The organism is Pandoraea anhela, assembly GCF_902459655.1.
Classification (GTDB): Bacteria; Pseudomonadota; Gammaproteobacteria; order Burkholderiales; family Burkholderiaceae; genus Pandoraea; species Pandoraea anhela.
Genome location: NZ_CABPSB010000010.1, coordinates 73,613 through 88,843, shown reverse-complemented (window position 1 = coordinate 88,843; position 15,231 = coordinate 73,613). Strand labels below are relative to the sequence as shown.

The window sequence follows — 15,231 nt, the reverse complement described above, 5'->3', positions numbered from 1 at the left end:
CCTCAAACCCACTCGCGGCGCACGAGGAAGTCGGTGTAGAGCTTCGCTTCCGGGGTGTCCGGCGCGGGCTTCCAGTCGTAATGCCACTTCACGATGGGCGGCATCGACATCAGGATCGATTCGGTGCGGCCGCCCGATTGCAGGCCGAAGTGGGTGCCCCGGTCCCACACCAGATTGAATTCCACGTAGCGGCCGCGGCGATGCGCCTGAAAATCGCGTTCGCGCTCGCCGTACGGCATGCCGCGGCGGCGCTCCACGATAGGCACATACGCGTCGAGAAACGCATCGCCCACGCTTTGCATGACGGCAAAACCCGTCTCGAAGCCGCCACCGGAGAAATCGTCGAAGAAAATCCCGCCGATGCCGCGCGGCTCCTGGCGATGCTTCAGGTAGAAGTAGTCGTCGCACCACGTCTTGAAGCGCGGATACCACGTGGCGTCGAACGGATCGAGGGCGTCTTTGCAGGTCTGATGGAAGTGCCTGCAGTCGTCTTCGAACGGATAGTAAGGCGTGAGATCCATGCCGCCGCCGAACCAGAAGGCGGGCAACTCGCCCGGGGTGGTGGCGATCAGGATACGCACGTTGAAGTGCACCGTCGGGCAGTACGGGTTGCGCGGATGCAGCACCAGCGAGACGCCGAGCGCTTCGAAACCGCGACCGGCCAGTTCGGGGCGCGAGGCGCTGGCCGAGGGGGGCAACTTGTCGCCGATCACGTGGGAGAAGTTCACGCCGCCGCGCTCGAAGAAGTCGCCGTCGTCGAGCACGCGCGTGCGGCCGTCACCACGCAGCGGGCTGTCGGCGGGGCGTTGCCAGTCGTCGACGAAGAAGCGTTTGCCGTCGAGTCGTTCCATCGTCGCGACGATGTTGTCCTGAAGCCCGAGCAGATAAGTGCGTACCGCCGCCGTATCCGGCGCCTGTGCGGTGTCTTGCGCTGTCATTCTGAGACGTCCCTTGCGTGGTCGATATGACGGGGCATGTGCCCGTCGATGGGGGCGTCGACGGGGTTGCCGACGTACGCCATTTATCCGCGATTGTACCGGGACGAAGCAGGACGCGGGCGGCCGGCCCACTGGCCGGCGGCGCCCGGATGATCTGGGTCAATGAGGCGTCGCCGATGGCCCGGCGACGGAATCGGGACCTGCGCTCAGGGGGCCGGTGAATTCGGCAGGGCGCCGGTCGGCGTCGCGCCGCCCCCGCCCGCTGCGATCGGCGGCGTGGCGGTGGAGGTGGCGGCGCTGGCGGGTACACCCGGCGCGCTGGCACCCGGCGGCGGCATCAGGATCTGACGCGTCGCAGGCACCGGCCAGTGCGCCGTGCCGCCGACTTCGGCAATTGCCCGGTTGGTATCGAAGTACACCTGCCAGTAATCGCGGTTGTGGCAATACGGACGCACCGCCAGCACCGGCCCGGACGGGTTGAATTCGAGAATCTCGACGTCGACGCCGGGCTTTTCCACCACGTTGGGAATCTGTGCGACGCGCGCCTTCAGGCGCACAACCGCGTCCTGCAGGTCGACCGTGTGGGCGAGCTGGGCGGTGAGATCCACGCGCCGGTAGGCATTGGCGTCGTACACGGTGATGTTGTCGCCGAACACCTTGGTGTTGCCGACGTACACACGCAGGTTGTCCGCTGTCGTGAGCGTGGTGACGAACAGGCCGATCTCGTCGACAACGCCCGTCACGCCCCCGGCGCTGATCATGTCCCCGGACTTGAAGGGCCGCAGCACGATTAGGAAGATGCCGGATGCGAAGTTGGACAGCAGTCCGGACCACGCGGCGCCGATGGCGATGCCGGCGGCGGCGAGCAGGGCGGCGAACGACGTCGTCTCGATGCCGCAGACGCTGAGGATGGAGAGGATGAGCGCGATGCGCAAAGCGATGCGCAGCGACGATTCGGTATAGCGAACGAGCGTGGGATCGATGTTGCGGCGAGTCATCGCGCTGCGAACGAGCCGCGCCACCAGATTGATGACGATGCCGCCGACGATCCAGATGACGATGGCCATCACGATCTTCAGGCCGAACGGCACCAGATAATCGTTGACCAGCTTGTCGAGGTCGAACATGTGAGTCTCCGTCGAGCGAGGGGTCTGTCGGGAAAACTGCATGGGTTCCGCCGGGGCTGGCCGGATGCGTCGACTACGGGTGAACTTCCAGTGTCACGCGACGCCAGCGTGCCAACTTGCCCCGCGCTTGTCAATCGCAGTGCACCAAGGATGTGACGTGGCCCAGGCGTGCAGGTGGCCGGGCCGCCTGACGACAACGGCCCGGCAGACGTGAGGTCTCCCGGGCCGTGGGTCGTGCGACTATGGTCGTGCGGCTATCGCCACCTGACGCCCGGTGCTGCCGGCGCGATGGCGTTAGATGGCGTCAGAAACTTCAGAGCCGTCAGAGACGTCAGAAACCGTCGGAAACGTTAGGCGCGTTAAATCAGGCGTGTTAACTGCCGTTACTCCGGCTTGCGCGCCAGCGCGCGGTTGCCGATGTCGTGCCGATACTGCATGCCGTCGAAATTGATCTGATTGACGGTCTGGTACGCCACGCTTTGCGCGCCGCGTACCGTGTCGGACAGGCCGACCACACACAGCACACGCCCGCCGGTGACTTTGAGCACGTTGTCTTCGAGCTGCGTGCCTGCATGGAACGTCACGCACTCGTCGGTCTCCGCAGGCACTTCCGAGATGCGGTCGCCCTTGCGCGGGGCGTCGGGATAGCCGTGAGCGGCGAGCACCACGCCCAGCGCATAGCGGCGATCCCAGTCCAGTTCCACCTTGTCGAGCGTGCCGGCAATGGCGTGCTCGACCACCACCGAGAAGTCGCCCTTCAGACGCGCCATGATCGGCTGCGTTTCCGGGTCGCCCATGCGGCAGTTGAATTCGAGCGTCTTGACGTTGCCGTCGGCGTCGATCATCAGACCGGCGTACAGGAAGCCGGTAAAGCGGATACCGTCGGTTTCCATGCCGCGCACGGTCGGCATGATGATCTCGCGCATCACGCGGGCGTGAATCTGCGGCGTGACGATCGGCGCAGGCGAGTAGGCGCCCATGCCGCCCGTGTTCGGGCCCTGATCGTTGTCCAGCAAACGCTTGTGATCCTGCGAGGTCGCCAGCGGCAGCACGTTCTTGCCGTCGACCATCACAATGAAGCTGGCTTCCTCGCCTTGCAGGAATTCCTCGATCACCACGCGTGCGCCGGCGTCGCCGAGCTTGTTGTCAGCAAGCATCATGTCGACGGCGTTGTGCGCCTCGTCGAGCGACATCGCCACGACCACGCCCTTGCCGGCCGCCAGACCGTCGGCCTTGATGACGATCGGTGCGCCCTTGGCGTCGATATAGGCGTGCGCGGCGGCGGCGTCGGAGAACGTTTCGTAATCGGCGGTCGGAATGCCGTGGCGCTTCATGAAGGCCTTGGCGAAGTCCTTCGACGATTCGAGCTGCGCGGCTTCCTTGGTCGGGCCGAAAATCTTCAGGCCACGGGCGCGGAAGATGTTGACGATACCGGCGGCGAGCGGCGTTTCCGGACCGACGACGGTCAGTGCGATGCCTTCGCGCACGGCGAATTCGGCGAGCACGTTCGGATCGCTGATCGGCACGTTGCGCAGGCGCTCGTCGAGCGCCGTGCCACCGTTGCCCGGGGCAACATAGACCAGTTGGATACGCGGCGATTGGGCAAGCTTCCAAGCGAGCGCGTGTTCGCGGCCGCCCGAGCCGACAACCAGAATTTTCATCTTATTCCTCGATGACGGCGTTGGTGAATACGTCCTGCACGTCGTCGAGGTTTTCGAGCGCGTCGAGCAGCTTTTGCATCTTCACGGCGTCGTCGCCGGTGAAGACCACTTCGGTTTGCGGTTTCATCGTGACTTCCGCGACTTCGGCCTTCAGGCCGGCGGCTTCCAGCTTGTCCTTCACGGCCTGGAAATCGTTGGGCGGGCACACGACTTCGAAGCTGCCGTCTTCGTTGGTGATCACGTCGTCGGCTCCGGCGTCGAGCGCCACTTCCATCAGCTTGTCTTCCGGGGTCTCCGGCGAGAACAGGAACTGACCGCAATGCGTGAAGAGGAACGACACCGAGCCGTCGGTGCCCATGTTGCCGCCGAACTTGGAGAAGGCGTGACGCACTTCGGCCACCGTGCGCACACGATTGTCCGTCATGGTGTCGACGATCACGGCCGCGCCGTTGATGCCGTAGCCTTCGTAGCGGATTTCTTCGTAGTTGGCGCCGTCCAGACCGCCTACGCCGCGATCGATCGCGCGCTTGACGTTGTCCTTGGGCATGTTGGCGTCTGCGGCCTTCTCGACGGCCAGACGCAGACGCGGGTTGCTGTCGGCGTCACCGCCGCCCAGACGGGCCGCTACCGTGATTTCCTTGATCAGACGTGTCCAGACTTTACCGCGCTTGGCATCTGCCGCAGCCTTCTTGTGCTTGATGTTGGCCCATTTGGAATGACCCGCCATGAATTTCTCCGTCGTGCCGCACGTTGCGGCGAAGTATGCTCTGCCGGCGCGCGCGGTGCGGCGCGGCCAACCGTTGAAACGGGAGCGCCCGCCACCACTGGGGTCGCGGGCGCCGATTGTCCAGCCGCCCCGTCGCCCCGTCGCGGTAGGCGGTTCGGGGCGATCACGCGAATTCGCGCGGGGGTATTTCGGGGCCGTGCAGTCCGAGCGGCAACGGGTGCCGCTATAATCGGAGGCAATTTTATCATGCCGCCGCACCGTGCCACGGGTGTTTGCTGCGCCGTGTCACGAGCCGCGCCGCGTCTACCGCAGAGGTCTCTCATGCCCAAGAAGCCTGTGTCGTCGCAAGCGCCTGCCGCCGCCGCTGCCGTGCCGCCCGAGGCGCCGACAGTGACAACATCGCCCGATACGTCGCATGCCACGGCGAGTTCGGCTCACGATCCCGGTGAGCGCCTCGTGATCGCGCGCAACGCCGAGCATGTTCTCGGACTGCTGCCCGCGATGGGCAACCGCCACGGACTCATCACCGGCGCCACCGGTACCGGCAAGACCGTCACCCTGCAAGTCATCGCCCAAGCCTTCTCGGATATCGGCGTGCCTGTTTTTCTGGCAGACGTCAAAGGCGATCTGACGGGCATCACCCAGCCCGGCGTCGAGACGCCCAAACTCAAGGAACGTATCGCCAATCTGGGGTTCGATACGCCCGACTGGCACGGCAGCCCCGCCACGCTTTGGGACGTCTTCGGCGAGCAGGGCCACCCGGTGCGCGCCACCGTCTCCGATCTCGGCCCGCTGTTGCTCGCGCGCCTGCTGGGTTTGAACGAGACGCAGACCGGCGTGCTCAACCTCGTTTTCAAGATCGCCGACGACAACGGCCTGCTGCTGCTCGACAGCAAGGATCTGCGCGCCATGCTCCAGCATGTGGGCGACAACGCGTCGAGTTTCACGACCCAGTACGGCAACATCTCGGCCGCCTCGGTCGGCGCGATCCAGCGTGGCCTGCTCACGCTGGAGCAGCAAGGCGCAGACAAGTTCTTCGGTGAACCGATGCTCAACATCGAAGACTTCATGCAGACGGACGCGCAAGGGCGTGGCGTGGTCAATATTCTCGCCGCCGACAAGCTGCTGGCCGCCCCGCGCATCTACGCCACGTTCCTGCTGTGGCTGCTCGCGGAGTTGTTCGAGCGCTTACCGGAAGTGGGCGACCCGGACAAACCCAAGCTCGTCTTCTTCTTCGACGAGGCGCATCTGCTCTTCAATGAAGCGCCCAAGCCGCTACTCGAACGCATCGAACAGATGGTGCGGCTGATTCGTTCGAAGGGCGTGGGCGTGTACTTCGTGACACAGAACCCGGTCGACGTCCCGGACACGGTGCTCGGCCAGTTGGGCAATCGCGTGCAGCACGCCTTGCGGGCGTATTCGCCGCGCGACCAGAAGGCGGTGAAGGTCGCGGCGCAGACGATGCGCGCGAATCCGGCGCTCGACATCGAGACCGTGATCGGCGAGCTGGGCGTGGGCGAGGCGTTGGTGTCGCTGCTCGACGAGAAGGGGCGTCCGGCAATCACGGAGCGCGCGTATATTTCGCCGCCGGCCTCGCGCATCGGGCCGATCACGCCGCCGGAGCGTGCAGCGTTGATGGCGGCGTCGCTCGTGGCGGGCGTGTACGAGAAAGCGGTCGATCGCGAGTCGGCTTACGAGCAACTGGTCGGGCGCACGCAGGCGCGCCAACCGGACGGCACTGTCGCGCCGGGTGGCGGTGCCGGCGGGGCGCCTGCCGGGGGCGGCGGCGGTCTGCTCGATTCGCTGGGCGGACTGCTCGGCGGTTCGGGCGGATCGCGCAGCAAGGACTCGCCGGTCGAGGCGATGGTCAAGAGCACGATGCGCACTGTCGGCAGCCAACTCGGGCGCGAGATCGTGCGCGGCGTGCTGGGCAGCATTTTCGGCGGCAGCAAGCGCCGCTGACTGAGTCGGTAATTCGGGAAGGGGCTTCCAAGCGTACCGAGGCGTACCGCAGTATGCTGAAGCGCGTCGCATGCATTGCCGGGCCTCGCCCGTCGGACAATTAAAAAGGAAAAGGACCTCCTTCTCGCCGATGTCTCTGAAATCATCGCTGGACCCGGTACGCACCGGCGTGGCTCACGATCCGCTCTGGTTGCGAGCCGCGCCGCTCATCTTTCTGTTCCTGTGGTCGGTGGGTTTCACCGTCGCGAAGATCGGGCTGGTGTACGCCGATCCGCTGACCTTCCTCGCGTTGCGCTACGCCCTCGTGCTGGTGTTGCTCGCCCCGCTGGCGCTGGCAATGCGCCCGCCGCTGCCGAAGACCGCGGCCGCATGGGGGCATCTCGTCGTCATCGGTCTGCTGATCCAGGCGCTGTATTTCAGCATGACGTATCTGGCGCTGCGTCTCGGGGTGTCGGCCGGCAGTGTGGCGCTGATCACATCGCTGCAACCGATTCTCGTGGCGCTGGCCGTGCCGCGTCTGGTCGGTGAGCGCGTGAGCGGCATGAACTGGATCGGGCTGGGTCTGGGGCTGGCGGGGGCGGCGCTGGTCATCGTGGCGCGCTCGTCGGTGGAGGTGACGTCGGCGCTCGGGTTACTGCTGACATTCGTGGCGCTCGGCGCGATCACCTGCGGCACGCTGTACGAGAAGCGCTTCGGTCTGGGGCAGCATCCGATTACCTCGAATCTGGTGCAGTACGCCGTCGGCTTTGCCGCGACGTTACCGCTCGCATGGTGGCTCGAACCGATGCGTGTCGACTGGACGTGGCAACTCGCACTCACGCTCGTCTACCTCGTGATCGGCAATTCCATCGTTGCGATCTCGTTGCTGCTGGCGATGATCCGGCGCGGCGAGGCCTCGCGCGTGTCGACGCTGTTCTTCCTGGTGCCGCCCGCTGCGGCACTCGCGGCGTGGCTGATGGTCGGCGAGCACATGCCGCCGCTGGCCTGGGGCGGCATGGTGCTGGCCGCCATCGGCGTGGCGATGGCGACGCGTCGCAAGCGGGCCTAGGCAGGCGCCGGCGAATGCGCCGTGCCCCCGGAAAGCAAAAGCCCCGGGACTTCCGGGGCTTTTCGCATCCTGCGCTCGCCGACCTCAGTTCTTCGTGCCGAACAGACGGTCGCCTGCGTCGCCCAGGCCCGGAATGATGTACGCGTGATCGTCCAGACGCTCGTCGAGCGACGCGACATACAGCTTCACGCCCGGGTGGGCGTCGTGCAGCACCTTCACGCCTTCCGGTGCGGCCACGAGCGCGAGGAACGCGATGTTCTCCGGCGCCACGCCGCGCTTGACCAGCACATCCACCGCGTGAACGGCCGAGTAACCGGTCGCGACCATCGGATCGCACAGAATGAAGCGACGGTCGGCCACGTCCGGCAGGCGCACGAGATATTCGACCGGGCGATGTTGTTCGTCGCGATACACGCCGATATGACCGACGCGGGCCGACGGCACCAGATCGAGCAGACCGTCGCTCATGCCCACACCGGCACGCAGCACCGGCACGACGGCGAGTTTCTTGCCGGCGATGACGGGGGCGTCCATGGCCACCATCGGCGTGTCGATGCGCTCGGTCGTGAGCGGCAGGTCGCGGGTGATCTCGTAACCCATGAGCAGCGTGATCTCACGCAGCAGGCCGCGGAACGTGCGCGTCGACGTTTCCTTGTCGCGCATGTGCGAGAGCTTGTGCTGGATCAGCGGGTGATCGCAGATGAAGAGATTCGGGAATCGGGTGTCTTGTTTCATGGCAGGCAATTCGAGGCTGGGCCACCGGACCGGTATGTCGCGATATAGCCCGCATGGCCGCGATTTTAGCCGAAGCGCGAGAGGCCTGGCCGGGTTTCGATGTCAGGGACCCTCAGCAGCGTGCGTACGATTCCCTTAGAATCCCTGCAAGACGGCTGTGGGGGGCGTCACTTCGACCCGCCTCGCAGTCCCCGCCAATGCATCACTTGTCTTGTCGAAGGCTGAACATGGATCTGGGAATCAAGGGCCGCACAGCGTTGGTGTGCGGCGCGAGCAAGGGGTTGGGGCGCGCCTGCGCGCAGGCGCTGGCCGACGCGGGCGTCAACGTGGTGATCGTCGCCCGCACGGCCGACGCGCTCAATGCCACCGCCGACGACATTCGCGCCGCCACGGGCGTGACGGTAATCGCCGTGGCGTGCGATATCACTACCCCGGAGGGGCGCGCACAGGCGCTTGCCGCATGCCCGCAACCCGACATTCTCGTGACGAACGCGGGCGGGCCGCCCCCGGGCGACTTCCGCGACTGGCAGCGCGACGACTGGATCCGCGCGCTCGACGCCAACATGCTCACGCCCATCGAACTGATCAAGGCGACGCTCGACGGCATGATTGCCAGGGGCTTCGGGCGGATCGTCAACATTACGTCCTCCGCCGTGAAGGCGCCGATCGATATTCTCGGGCTGTCCAACGGCGCCCGTTCGGGCCTGACGGGCTTCGTCGCAGGCATTGCCCGCACGACCGTTGCGCATAACGTCACCGTCAACAACTTGCTCCCGGGCGCGTTCGACACCGATCGTCTGACGGCGACGATGACGGCTTCGGCGGCCAAGAGCGGCCAGAGTGTGGAGGACACGCGCGCCAGGCGCGCGGCGGCGATCCCGGCGCGCCGCTTCGGCCAGCCCGACGAGTTCGGCGCGACCTGCGCCTTCCTGTGCAGCGCGCAGGCCGGCTACATCACCGGGCAAAACGTGCTGATCGACGGCGGTGCATACCCGGGCACGTTCTGACGCGTTCCGGCGCCGACCTCACGCATGCATCACGCATCATTCATCTCCAGTTCAGGGATCGCATCAATGACGGTTTCGACAGGACCGAAGGTCCGCATCGCGCTCATCGCGCACGACAAGAAGAAGGACGAGATCCTCGCGCTCGCACGTGACTACGTCGACGTGCTGCGTCGATGTCAGCTCGTGGCCACGGGCACGACGGGCGGGCGCATCGCCGCAGAACTCGGGCTCGACGTGGAGCGCATGCTCTCGGGCCCGCACGGCGGCGATTTGCAGATCGGTGCGCAACTCGCAGAGGGGCGCGTCGATATGGTGCTGTTCCTGCGCGACCCGATGACACCGCAACCGCATGAGCCCGACATCAACGCGCTGGTGCGGGCGTGCGACGTGCACAACGTGCCGTGTGCGACCAACAGCGCCACCGCACGCCTGTTGCTGGAACAACTGATCGTGCGGCTGGCGGCGCAACTGTCGACCTGATCCGGAAGATCAATCGATTTCCCATCGAGGAGAAGGAGCGAGGATGACCAAAGCGATTCGTATCGAACAGAACGGCGGTCCGGAAGTGATGCAGTGGGTCGACGTCGAAGTCGGCGAGCCGGGGCCGGGCGAGGCGCGTGTGCGACACAACGCCGTGGGGCTGAACTATATCGACGTGTATTTCCGCACGGGGCTGTATCCGCAGCCGCTGCCGGCCGGTCTGGGCATGGAGGCCGCCGGCGTGGTCGAAGCCGTGGGCGAAGGCGTGACGCACGTGAAGCCGGGCGACCGCGTGGCCTACGCGAGCCGTCCGTGCGGCGCCTATTCGCAGGCGCGTGTCATGCCGGCCGCGCCGCTGGTGCGCTTGCCGGACAACATCAGCGACGATCAGGCCGCCGCGATGATGCTGCAAGGCATGACGGCGCAGTATCTGCTGCGTCGCACGTATCCGGTGAAGGCCGGCGATACGATCCTCATCCACGCTGCCGCCGGCGGCGTGGGGCTGATCGTGTGCCAGTGGGCGAAGGCGCTCGGTGCGACGGTGATCGGCACGGTCGGCTCGGACGAGAAGGCGGCGCTCGTGCGGCAGCACGGCTGCGATCACCCGATCGTCTATACGCGCGAGAATTTCGTCGAGCGCGTGAAGGACATTACCGGCGGAGAAGGTGTGCCGGTCGTCTACGATTCCATCGGCAAAGACACGTTTATCGGCTCGCTCGACTGTTTGCGTGCGCTGGGCACGATGGTGAACTTCGGTAACGCATCCGGTCCCGTCACGCAGATCAACACGAGCGATCTCGTGTCGCGCGGTTCGTTGTTCTTCACCCGTCCGACGCTTTTCAACTACACCGCCAAGCGCGCCGATCTGGAGGCTACGGCCAACGAGTTGTTCGAGGTGGTCGGCAGCGGCACGGTGAAGATCGAAGTCAATCAGCGTTACGCGCTCGCGGACGTCGCGCAGGCGCACCGCGATCTGGAGTCGCGCAAGACGACCGGATCCACGTTGCTCATGCCCTGAGTGTTTCGTTCGGTAAAAAAACAAAGGGACGCCTCGGCGTCCCTTTTTCGTGTCCGGCGATCGCCGTGCGGGGTTCAGGGCTTTAGGGGGGGGCAGGCGGGGTTCAGGCGCGCTGCGTGAAGACGTGCGCGCGTGCGTCTTCACGCACCTCGACCGGCAAACGCTTGATGAGCCAGTGGATGACCATACCGATGACGACCACGTCGTCGAGCAGGCCGAACACCGGTACGAAGTCGGGAATCAGATCGATAGGGCTGATCAGATAGGCGGCGAGGAGCACCACGGCGGGCAGCAGCCAGCGCGGACGTCGCGGATCGCGAGCCGCGTGCCAGAGCACTCGGAAATCATGACGGGCGATTTGCCACAGACGGAGGAAACGCTTCACTTGCAAACTCCTGGTACCGATGTGCTTGCCGGGGAGCAGCAAGCAAGTTCTCGCAATCGAGGATAACATCGCTCAATATCGGTTGAATATCGCGCAACTTGTCTCGATTGTACGCAACGATTGCACGCGGTGCTGAAGCCGTCTCAAGGCCGATGGCGAGGCGTCTCATGCGTGACAATGGATTTCGACAGCGTCGGGACGAGACGGTTTCATCGCGTTGCGTTGTGGTACACCGTCATCACCGCGCGTTGGGGAAGGGATGAAATAACGCGCTCATCGTGCCTGCTTGCCCTTGGCTTGCGCTTGCTTGGGCCTGCGGAGCGGGGCGCGCCGGTTGCGGCCGGATTATGGCGGCGGGATAATTCCTGGGCCGACGTGGTCAATCCTACTTTCCCCTTCGTCCTCCCGCTCTTTTCAGGACGCATTCCAAAGCCATCATGACCGACGCTCAAGATCCGAAATCGCCGCAGTCGCCGCAGTCTCCGCAGCCGTCCTCCAAGCCCGAATCCGATACGAGCAAACCCACCGCCACGACAACGCCGTCTACGCCCGAATCCGCGAAAGCGGGTGGGGCGGTGGCGCATTCACCGACCGAGTCACCGGCCGAGTCACCGGCCGACTCGCCGGCAACGCGTTCGTCGGAATACGCCGCGCCGGCGACGCCCTCGACACCGCACCCGACCGCCAAACCGGTGGCCGGTACGGCCGAGGGGTCGTCGGGCATGCCGCCAAATCCCGACACGCTGACGCGCCCTGCGCCGCCCCCGGACGCCGCCGCGTCGGCAGACGCGCAAGCGCCGACGACCGCGTCCGCGCCACATGCCTCTGCCGCCGAAGTCGCCTCCGACAGCAATCCGATCGGCACGCCTGCGCCGAAATCGCGAGACGACGTCAAGGCGGCCGGTGTCGGCAGCGCCGGTGGCAATATCGGAGAGACGGGGACGACCGGTGGTGCAGGAGGTGCAGGAGGTGCAGTAGGCTCGGGAGGCTCGGGAGGCTCGGCAGGGGCGGAGCCGCCGCATCAACCGTCGTTCGGCTCGGCGGCGCCTCGCCCGGGCAGTCCGGCATCGATGGGCGGTCAGCCGTCGTACTTGCAGGCGGGCGATTCGCCCTGGTCGGTGCTACGCCGCATCATGTCGGCGCGTTTTCGCGCGTGGTACGACCGCGCGGGACAGCGCATCACGCAGCGCACGCTGAAGATCGGCATTTCGGCTCGCATCTTCCACCCGGAGCCGGGCTCCAAGGGGCTGCGCAGCAAGACGCTGCAATACCTGGAGGAGTCGATTGCGCACTGGGTGATGTCGCGCGACGTGCTGGTCTTCATGATTCCGACCGTCGACACGCAAGGGCTGCTCCACCCGAGCCATATCCGGCTGCACGATTACGCGAAGCATCTCGACGGCCTCGTCTTGCAGGGTGGGGCGGACGTTTCGCCGCTGACCTACTCCGAAGTGGCCACGCGTCACGAATGGCAGGGCGATCGCATGCGTGACATGTACGAACTCGAACTGCTGCACGAGTTCGTCGAGCAGGGTAAGCCGATCCTCGGCGTATGTCGCGGTTGCCAACTGATCAACGTGGCGTTTGGCGGCACGCTCCATCAGGACATTGCGACGGATTTGCCGCAAGCGATTCCGCATGTGACGGAGACGTACGAACACAACCGTCACACGCTCACGTTCCCGGAAGGGTCATCGCTTGCGCAAATGCTCGCGCCGGTCGATGTGCCGATCGTCAACTCGATTCACCACCAGTCGGTCAAGACGTTGGGGCGGGATCTGAGCGTGGAGGCGGTGTGCGCGGAAGACGGCGTGGTCGAAGCGATTCGCTATCGCAAGGCGCCGTTCGTGATGGGCTTGCAGTGGCACCCGGAATTCCACCGCGCGGGTGGACCGGAGTTTCTCGATTGCACGCCGGTGCTGGACAACTTCCTGCGCGCCGCGCGCGAGACGCGCTTCTGATGGGACAGACGTGAGGCGAATCGGCGGACGAAGGTATGTCCGCCGATACTTCGCGACGAGCGAATCGAAGTCTTGAGCGCAATCATTGAGCGCAATAAAAATGGCAGCCCGAGGGCTGCCATTTTCGTGTCAGGAACACCGGCATACTGCCCCGGTGTTCGCGCCGCCTGGATTAGAAGCGGTGACGGATACCCGTGCCGACGACGGTTTGCGAGCTGGTCGACGACATACCGCCGGCAGCGCCGACACCGGCTTGCAGGCCCGTGCCTTCGTTGTCGGAGATGTGCTGGTACGAACCCGTCAGGTACACATCGGTGCGCTTCGACAGACGGTAGTCGGCTTGCAGCGTAACGGTGTGGAACTTCGGCTTCTTGTCCGTCGAATCTTGCTTGGCCATCGTGTACGTGTACGCGGCCGACAGCGAGACTGCCGGGGTCAGCATGTAGCGACCGTTGACTTCGAAGTTGTCGAACTTCAGGCCGTCGTTGGCGAACGAAACAGCGGTGCTGTTGTAGTTCAGACCCGACAGACCTTGCAGTTGGGTGTGGGTGTACACCAGGCCGACCGTTGCCGGGCCGAAGGCGTAGTTACCACCGATACCCCACACGCGTTGCTTCGACGATTGGAAGATCGAATCGCCGTTGGCGGACGTGTCGACAGCGCCGCTGGTGTTGTTGTTACCCGGATTGCCTTGACGCTCCAAGTAAGCAGCAGCCACCGTCAGCGGGCCGTTTGCGTAGTTCACGCCAGCGCTGAATGCACGGTTGTTGGCGAAGTCACCCGCCTTGTTCGAGAAGCCATACAGGCCGCCGAACGTCAGGCCGTTGTAGTTGGCGCTCGAGTACTTGACCGAGTTGTTCACACGGAACGAGTTGTTCGTGTTGTCGTTGTCATACGGGTGCGAAGCGATCGTGCCGCCGAAGGACGAACCGTTCAGGGTCAGCGGTGCGAGGTAATCAACGACCGAGTCGTACTGACGACCGATCGTCACAGCGCCGAAGCGATCGTTTTGCAGGCCGACGAAGGCTTGACGACCGAACATGCGGTTGTTTTGCAGCGACGAACCGTTAGCGATCGAGAAACCGTTTTCCAGCACGAAGATGGCCTTGTTACCGCCACCCAGGTCTTCCGAGCCCTTCAGGCCCCAACGGCTGCCGTTGACCAGGCCGCTCGTTGCACGGAAGTTCTTCGAACCCGAAGCGCCTGCCGTGGTCGTCGAGTTGCTCGTGTAAGCGATGCCGGCGTCGATCAAGCCGTACAGGGTGACGCTGCTTTGCGCGTGCGCGGTCATCGAGAACGCGCCGACAACGGCCGCGGCAAGAAGAGTTTTTTTCATGGTTTAAGCTCCAGTAACGTGACACGAATCGCAGAATTCGCGTGTAAACAGAACGCGGCGAAACAGAACATGTCGAGGTGACGATGTGTCACTCGCGGACCCGAACAGATCGGCACTGCTCTGTTGACAGGGGGCAGTGTATGAGTCGCTGCTATTCCCGCCTATTTCAGAATCCGCAAGAATCTATTTCAGATATGAAAAGAATCTGTGTGACGTGTCGTAAAGCATTGTCTAACAAGGGATTGGCTTGATTAAGCCTAGGCGAGAAATGACCATGCAAGCGATGTGTGTTGCGCTTGGGACACAGTGTGTCGGGCTTGTGAAAGCGCGCGGGAAGCGGTGCCGGCGCTGGATTTGCGCGCGACCCGCGTGATTCGATTTGGTTCCGTTGATCGATGAATGCAGCGCGTGGAGGGTTCGGGTTCGCGTTCGCGTGAGATGCGCATCGAACCTACGCACATCGTGGCGGTCATCGTCACTCGCTCACGCGTGCGGCGTCTTTCGTCGCAACTATATAGTTACGCGTTTGTCGTCGTGTCAGGCGAGCGCCATGTTGTTGTCATCGAATGAACGTGCGCGCGCGTAATGTGAGAAATCCGAGATGCAGGCAAGCGCACCGCATCGCCGTGCGTCAAAAAGCGCTTTATTTATGGGGTTTTACGGACTATTGCGAGTCACCGAATAATTCATTGCGTCGAATGATGACAATGATTTCGAGAGGCAGACCTATACTACGTTCCGCGAGAAGTAGACTTTTGCGTTGAGTGAAAAGTCTCCAAACCTTGGCGCGGCCTCATCGGCCGCGCTTTTTTTTGCCCGCGATTTTCGTGAGCGGCATGATCGGGC

The 15,231-nt window shown here is 64.3% G+C and carries 13 protein-coding genes; 6 read left to right on the top strand and 7 right to left on the bottom strand.

The annotated features are described in order from the left end of the window. Window positions 1-2: 2 nt before the first annotated feature. The 4 genes from hemF to PAN31108_RS15010 all read right to left on the bottom strand — a co-directional run bounded on the left by hemF (window position 3) and on the right by PAN31108_RS15010 (window position 4,453). Window positions 3-938 (bottom strand): oxygen-dependent coproporphyrinogen oxidase, encoded by a 936-nt coding sequence (hemF, locus tag PAN31108_RS15025; protein ID WP_150669620.1) that lies wholly within the window; start codon window positions 936-938, stop codon window positions 3-5. Between the two features lie 206 nt (window positions 939-1,144). Continuing rightward, window positions 1,145-2,065 carry a mechanosensitive ion channel family protein gene (locus tag PAN31108_RS15020; protein ID WP_246183972.1) on the bottom strand — a complete coding sequence of 307 codons (921 nt, stop codon included), beginning with the start codon at window positions 2,063-2,065 and terminating at the stop codon, window positions 1,145-1,147. Window positions 2,066-2,448: 383 nt separating this feature from the next. Continuing rightward, window positions 2,449-3,726, bottom strand: a complete 1,278-nt coding sequence (purD, locus tag PAN31108_RS15015; protein ID WP_150669619.1) for a phosphoribosylamine--glycine ligase — start codon at window positions 3,724-3,726, stop codon at window positions 2,449-2,451. Between the two features lies 1 nt (window position 3,727). Then, window positions 3,728-4,453 carry a YebC/PmpR family DNA-binding transcriptional regulator gene (locus tag PAN31108_RS15010; protein ID WP_069341631.1) on the bottom strand — a complete coding sequence of 242 codons (726 nt, stop codon included), beginning with the start codon at window positions 4,451-4,453 and terminating at the stop codon, window positions 3,728-3,730. 501 nt (window positions 4,454-4,954) lie between these two features. Between PAN31108_RS15010 and PAN31108_RS15005 the strand changes: the two genes are divergently transcribed. Together PAN31108_RS15005 and PAN31108_RS15000 are read left to right on the top strand one after the other, a co-directional pair. Beyond that, a complete protein-coding gene (locus PAN31108_RS15005) occupies window positions 4,955-6,415 on the top strand; it encodes a helicase HerA-like domain-containing protein (protein ID WP_246183980.1) in 1,461 nt (486 codons plus the stop codon). A gap of 130 nt (window positions 6,416-6,545) precedes the next feature. Continuing rightward, window positions 6,546-7,463, top strand: coding sequence for a DMT family transporter (locus tag PAN31108_RS15000; RefSeq protein ID WP_150669617.1), 918 nt, complete (start codon window positions 6,546-6,548; stop codon window positions 7,461-7,463). Window positions 7,464-7,547: 84 nt separating this feature from the next. Here the strand turns inward: PAN31108_RS15000 and upp are convergent, their stop codons facing one another. Beyond that, on the bottom strand, window positions 7,548-8,198 hold the full coding sequence (gene upp, locus PAN31108_RS14995) for a uracil phosphoribosyltransferase (RefSeq protein WP_150669616.1): 651 nt from the start codon (window positions 8,196-8,198) through the stop codon (window positions 7,548-7,550). A gap of 227 nt (window positions 8,199-8,425) precedes the next feature. On the opposite strand from upp, the gene PAN31108_RS14990 reads away from it, so the two are divergent. The 3 genes from PAN31108_RS14990 (at window position 8,426) to PAN31108_RS14980 (ending at window position 10,703) form a co-directional block, all read left to right on the top strand. Further along, window positions 8,426-9,205: an SDR family oxidoreductase gene (locus tag PAN31108_RS14990; RefSeq protein WP_150669615.1), complete on the top strand. Its 780-nt coding sequence runs from the start codon at window positions 8,426-8,428 to the stop codon at window positions 9,203-9,205. A gap of 66 nt (window positions 9,206-9,271) precedes the next feature. Further along, window positions 9,272-9,685 (top strand): methylglyoxal synthase, encoded by a 414-nt coding sequence (locus tag PAN31108_RS14985; protein ID WP_150669614.1) that lies wholly within the window; start codon window positions 9,272-9,274, stop codon window positions 9,683-9,685. Between the two features lie 43 nt (window positions 9,686-9,728). Continuing rightward, entirely contained in the window at window positions 9,729-10,703 is a 975-nt protein-coding gene (locus tag PAN31108_RS14980) for a quinone oxidoreductase family protein (RefSeq protein WP_150669613.1), read from the top strand. A 103-nt stretch (window positions 10,704-10,806) separates the two neighbouring features. On the opposite strand, the gene PAN31108_RS14975 is transcribed toward PAN31108_RS14980, so the two are convergent. Further along, on the bottom strand, window positions 10,807-11,088 hold the full coding sequence (locus PAN31108_RS14975) for a YkvA family protein (protein ID WP_246183971.1): 282 nt from the start codon (window positions 11,086-11,088) through the stop codon (window positions 10,807-10,809). 437 nt (window positions 11,089-11,525) lie between these two features. Between PAN31108_RS14975 and PAN31108_RS14970 the strand changes: the two genes are divergently transcribed. Beyond that, complete coding sequence (locus PAN31108_RS14970; RefSeq protein ID WP_150669611.1) at window positions 11,526-13,049, top strand: type 1 glutamine amidotransferase; 1,524 nt, start codon at window positions 11,526-11,528, stop codon at window positions 13,047-13,049. 172 nt (window positions 13,050-13,221) lie between these two features. Here the strand turns inward: PAN31108_RS14970 and PAN31108_RS14965 are convergent, their stop codons facing one another. Beyond that, a complete protein-coding gene (locus PAN31108_RS14965) occupies window positions 13,222-14,385 on the bottom strand; it encodes a porin (protein ID WP_150669610.1) in 1,164 nt (387 codons plus the stop codon). Window positions 14,386-15,231: the final 846 nt, after the last annotated feature.

Coding starts and splice junctions, on each gene's coding strand:
- PAN31108_RS14970 (WP_150669611.1), top strand. CDS start 11,526: ATGACCGACGCTCAAGATCCGAAATCGCCGCAGTCGCCGCAGTCTCCG.
- PAN31108_RS15010 (WP_069341631.1), bottom strand. CDS start 4,453: ATGGCGGGTCATTCCAAATGGGCCAACATCAAGCACAAGAAGGCTGCG.
- PAN31108_RS14980 (WP_150669613.1), top strand. CDS start 9,729: ATGACCAAAGCGATTCGTATCGAACAGAACGGCGGTCCGGAAGTGATG.
- PAN31108_RS14990 (WP_150669615.1), top strand. CDS start 8,426: ATGGATCTGGGAATCAAGGGCCGCACAGCGTTGGTGTGCGGCGCGAGC.
- purD (WP_150669619.1), bottom strand. CDS start 3,726: ATGAAAATTCTGGTTGTCGGCTCGGGCGGCCGCGAACACGCGCTCGCT.
- hemF (WP_150669620.1), bottom strand. CDS start 938: ATGACAGCGCAAGACACCGCACAGGCGCCGGATACGGCGGCGGTACGC.
- PAN31108_RS15005 (WP_246183980.1), top strand. CDS start 4,955: ATGGGCAACCGCCACGGACTCATCACCGGCGCCACCGGTACCGGCAAG.
- PAN31108_RS15000 (WP_150669617.1), top strand. CDS start 6,546: ATGTCTCTGAAATCATCGCTGGACCCGGTACGCACCGGCGTGGCTCAC.
- PAN31108_RS15020 (WP_246183972.1), bottom strand. CDS start 2,065: ATGTTCGACCTCGACAAGCTGGTCAACGATTATCTGGTGCCGTTCGGC.
- PAN31108_RS14965 (WP_150669610.1), bottom strand. CDS start 14,385: ATGAAAAAAACTCTTCTTGCCGCGGCCGTTGTCGGCGCGTTCTCGATG.
- PAN31108_RS14985 (WP_150669614.1), top strand. CDS start 9,272: ATGACGGTTTCGACAGGACCGAAGGTCCGCATCGCGCTCATCGCGCAC.
- upp (WP_150669616.1), bottom strand. CDS start 8,198: ATGAAACAAGACACCCGATTCCCGAATCTCTTCATCTGCGATCACCCG.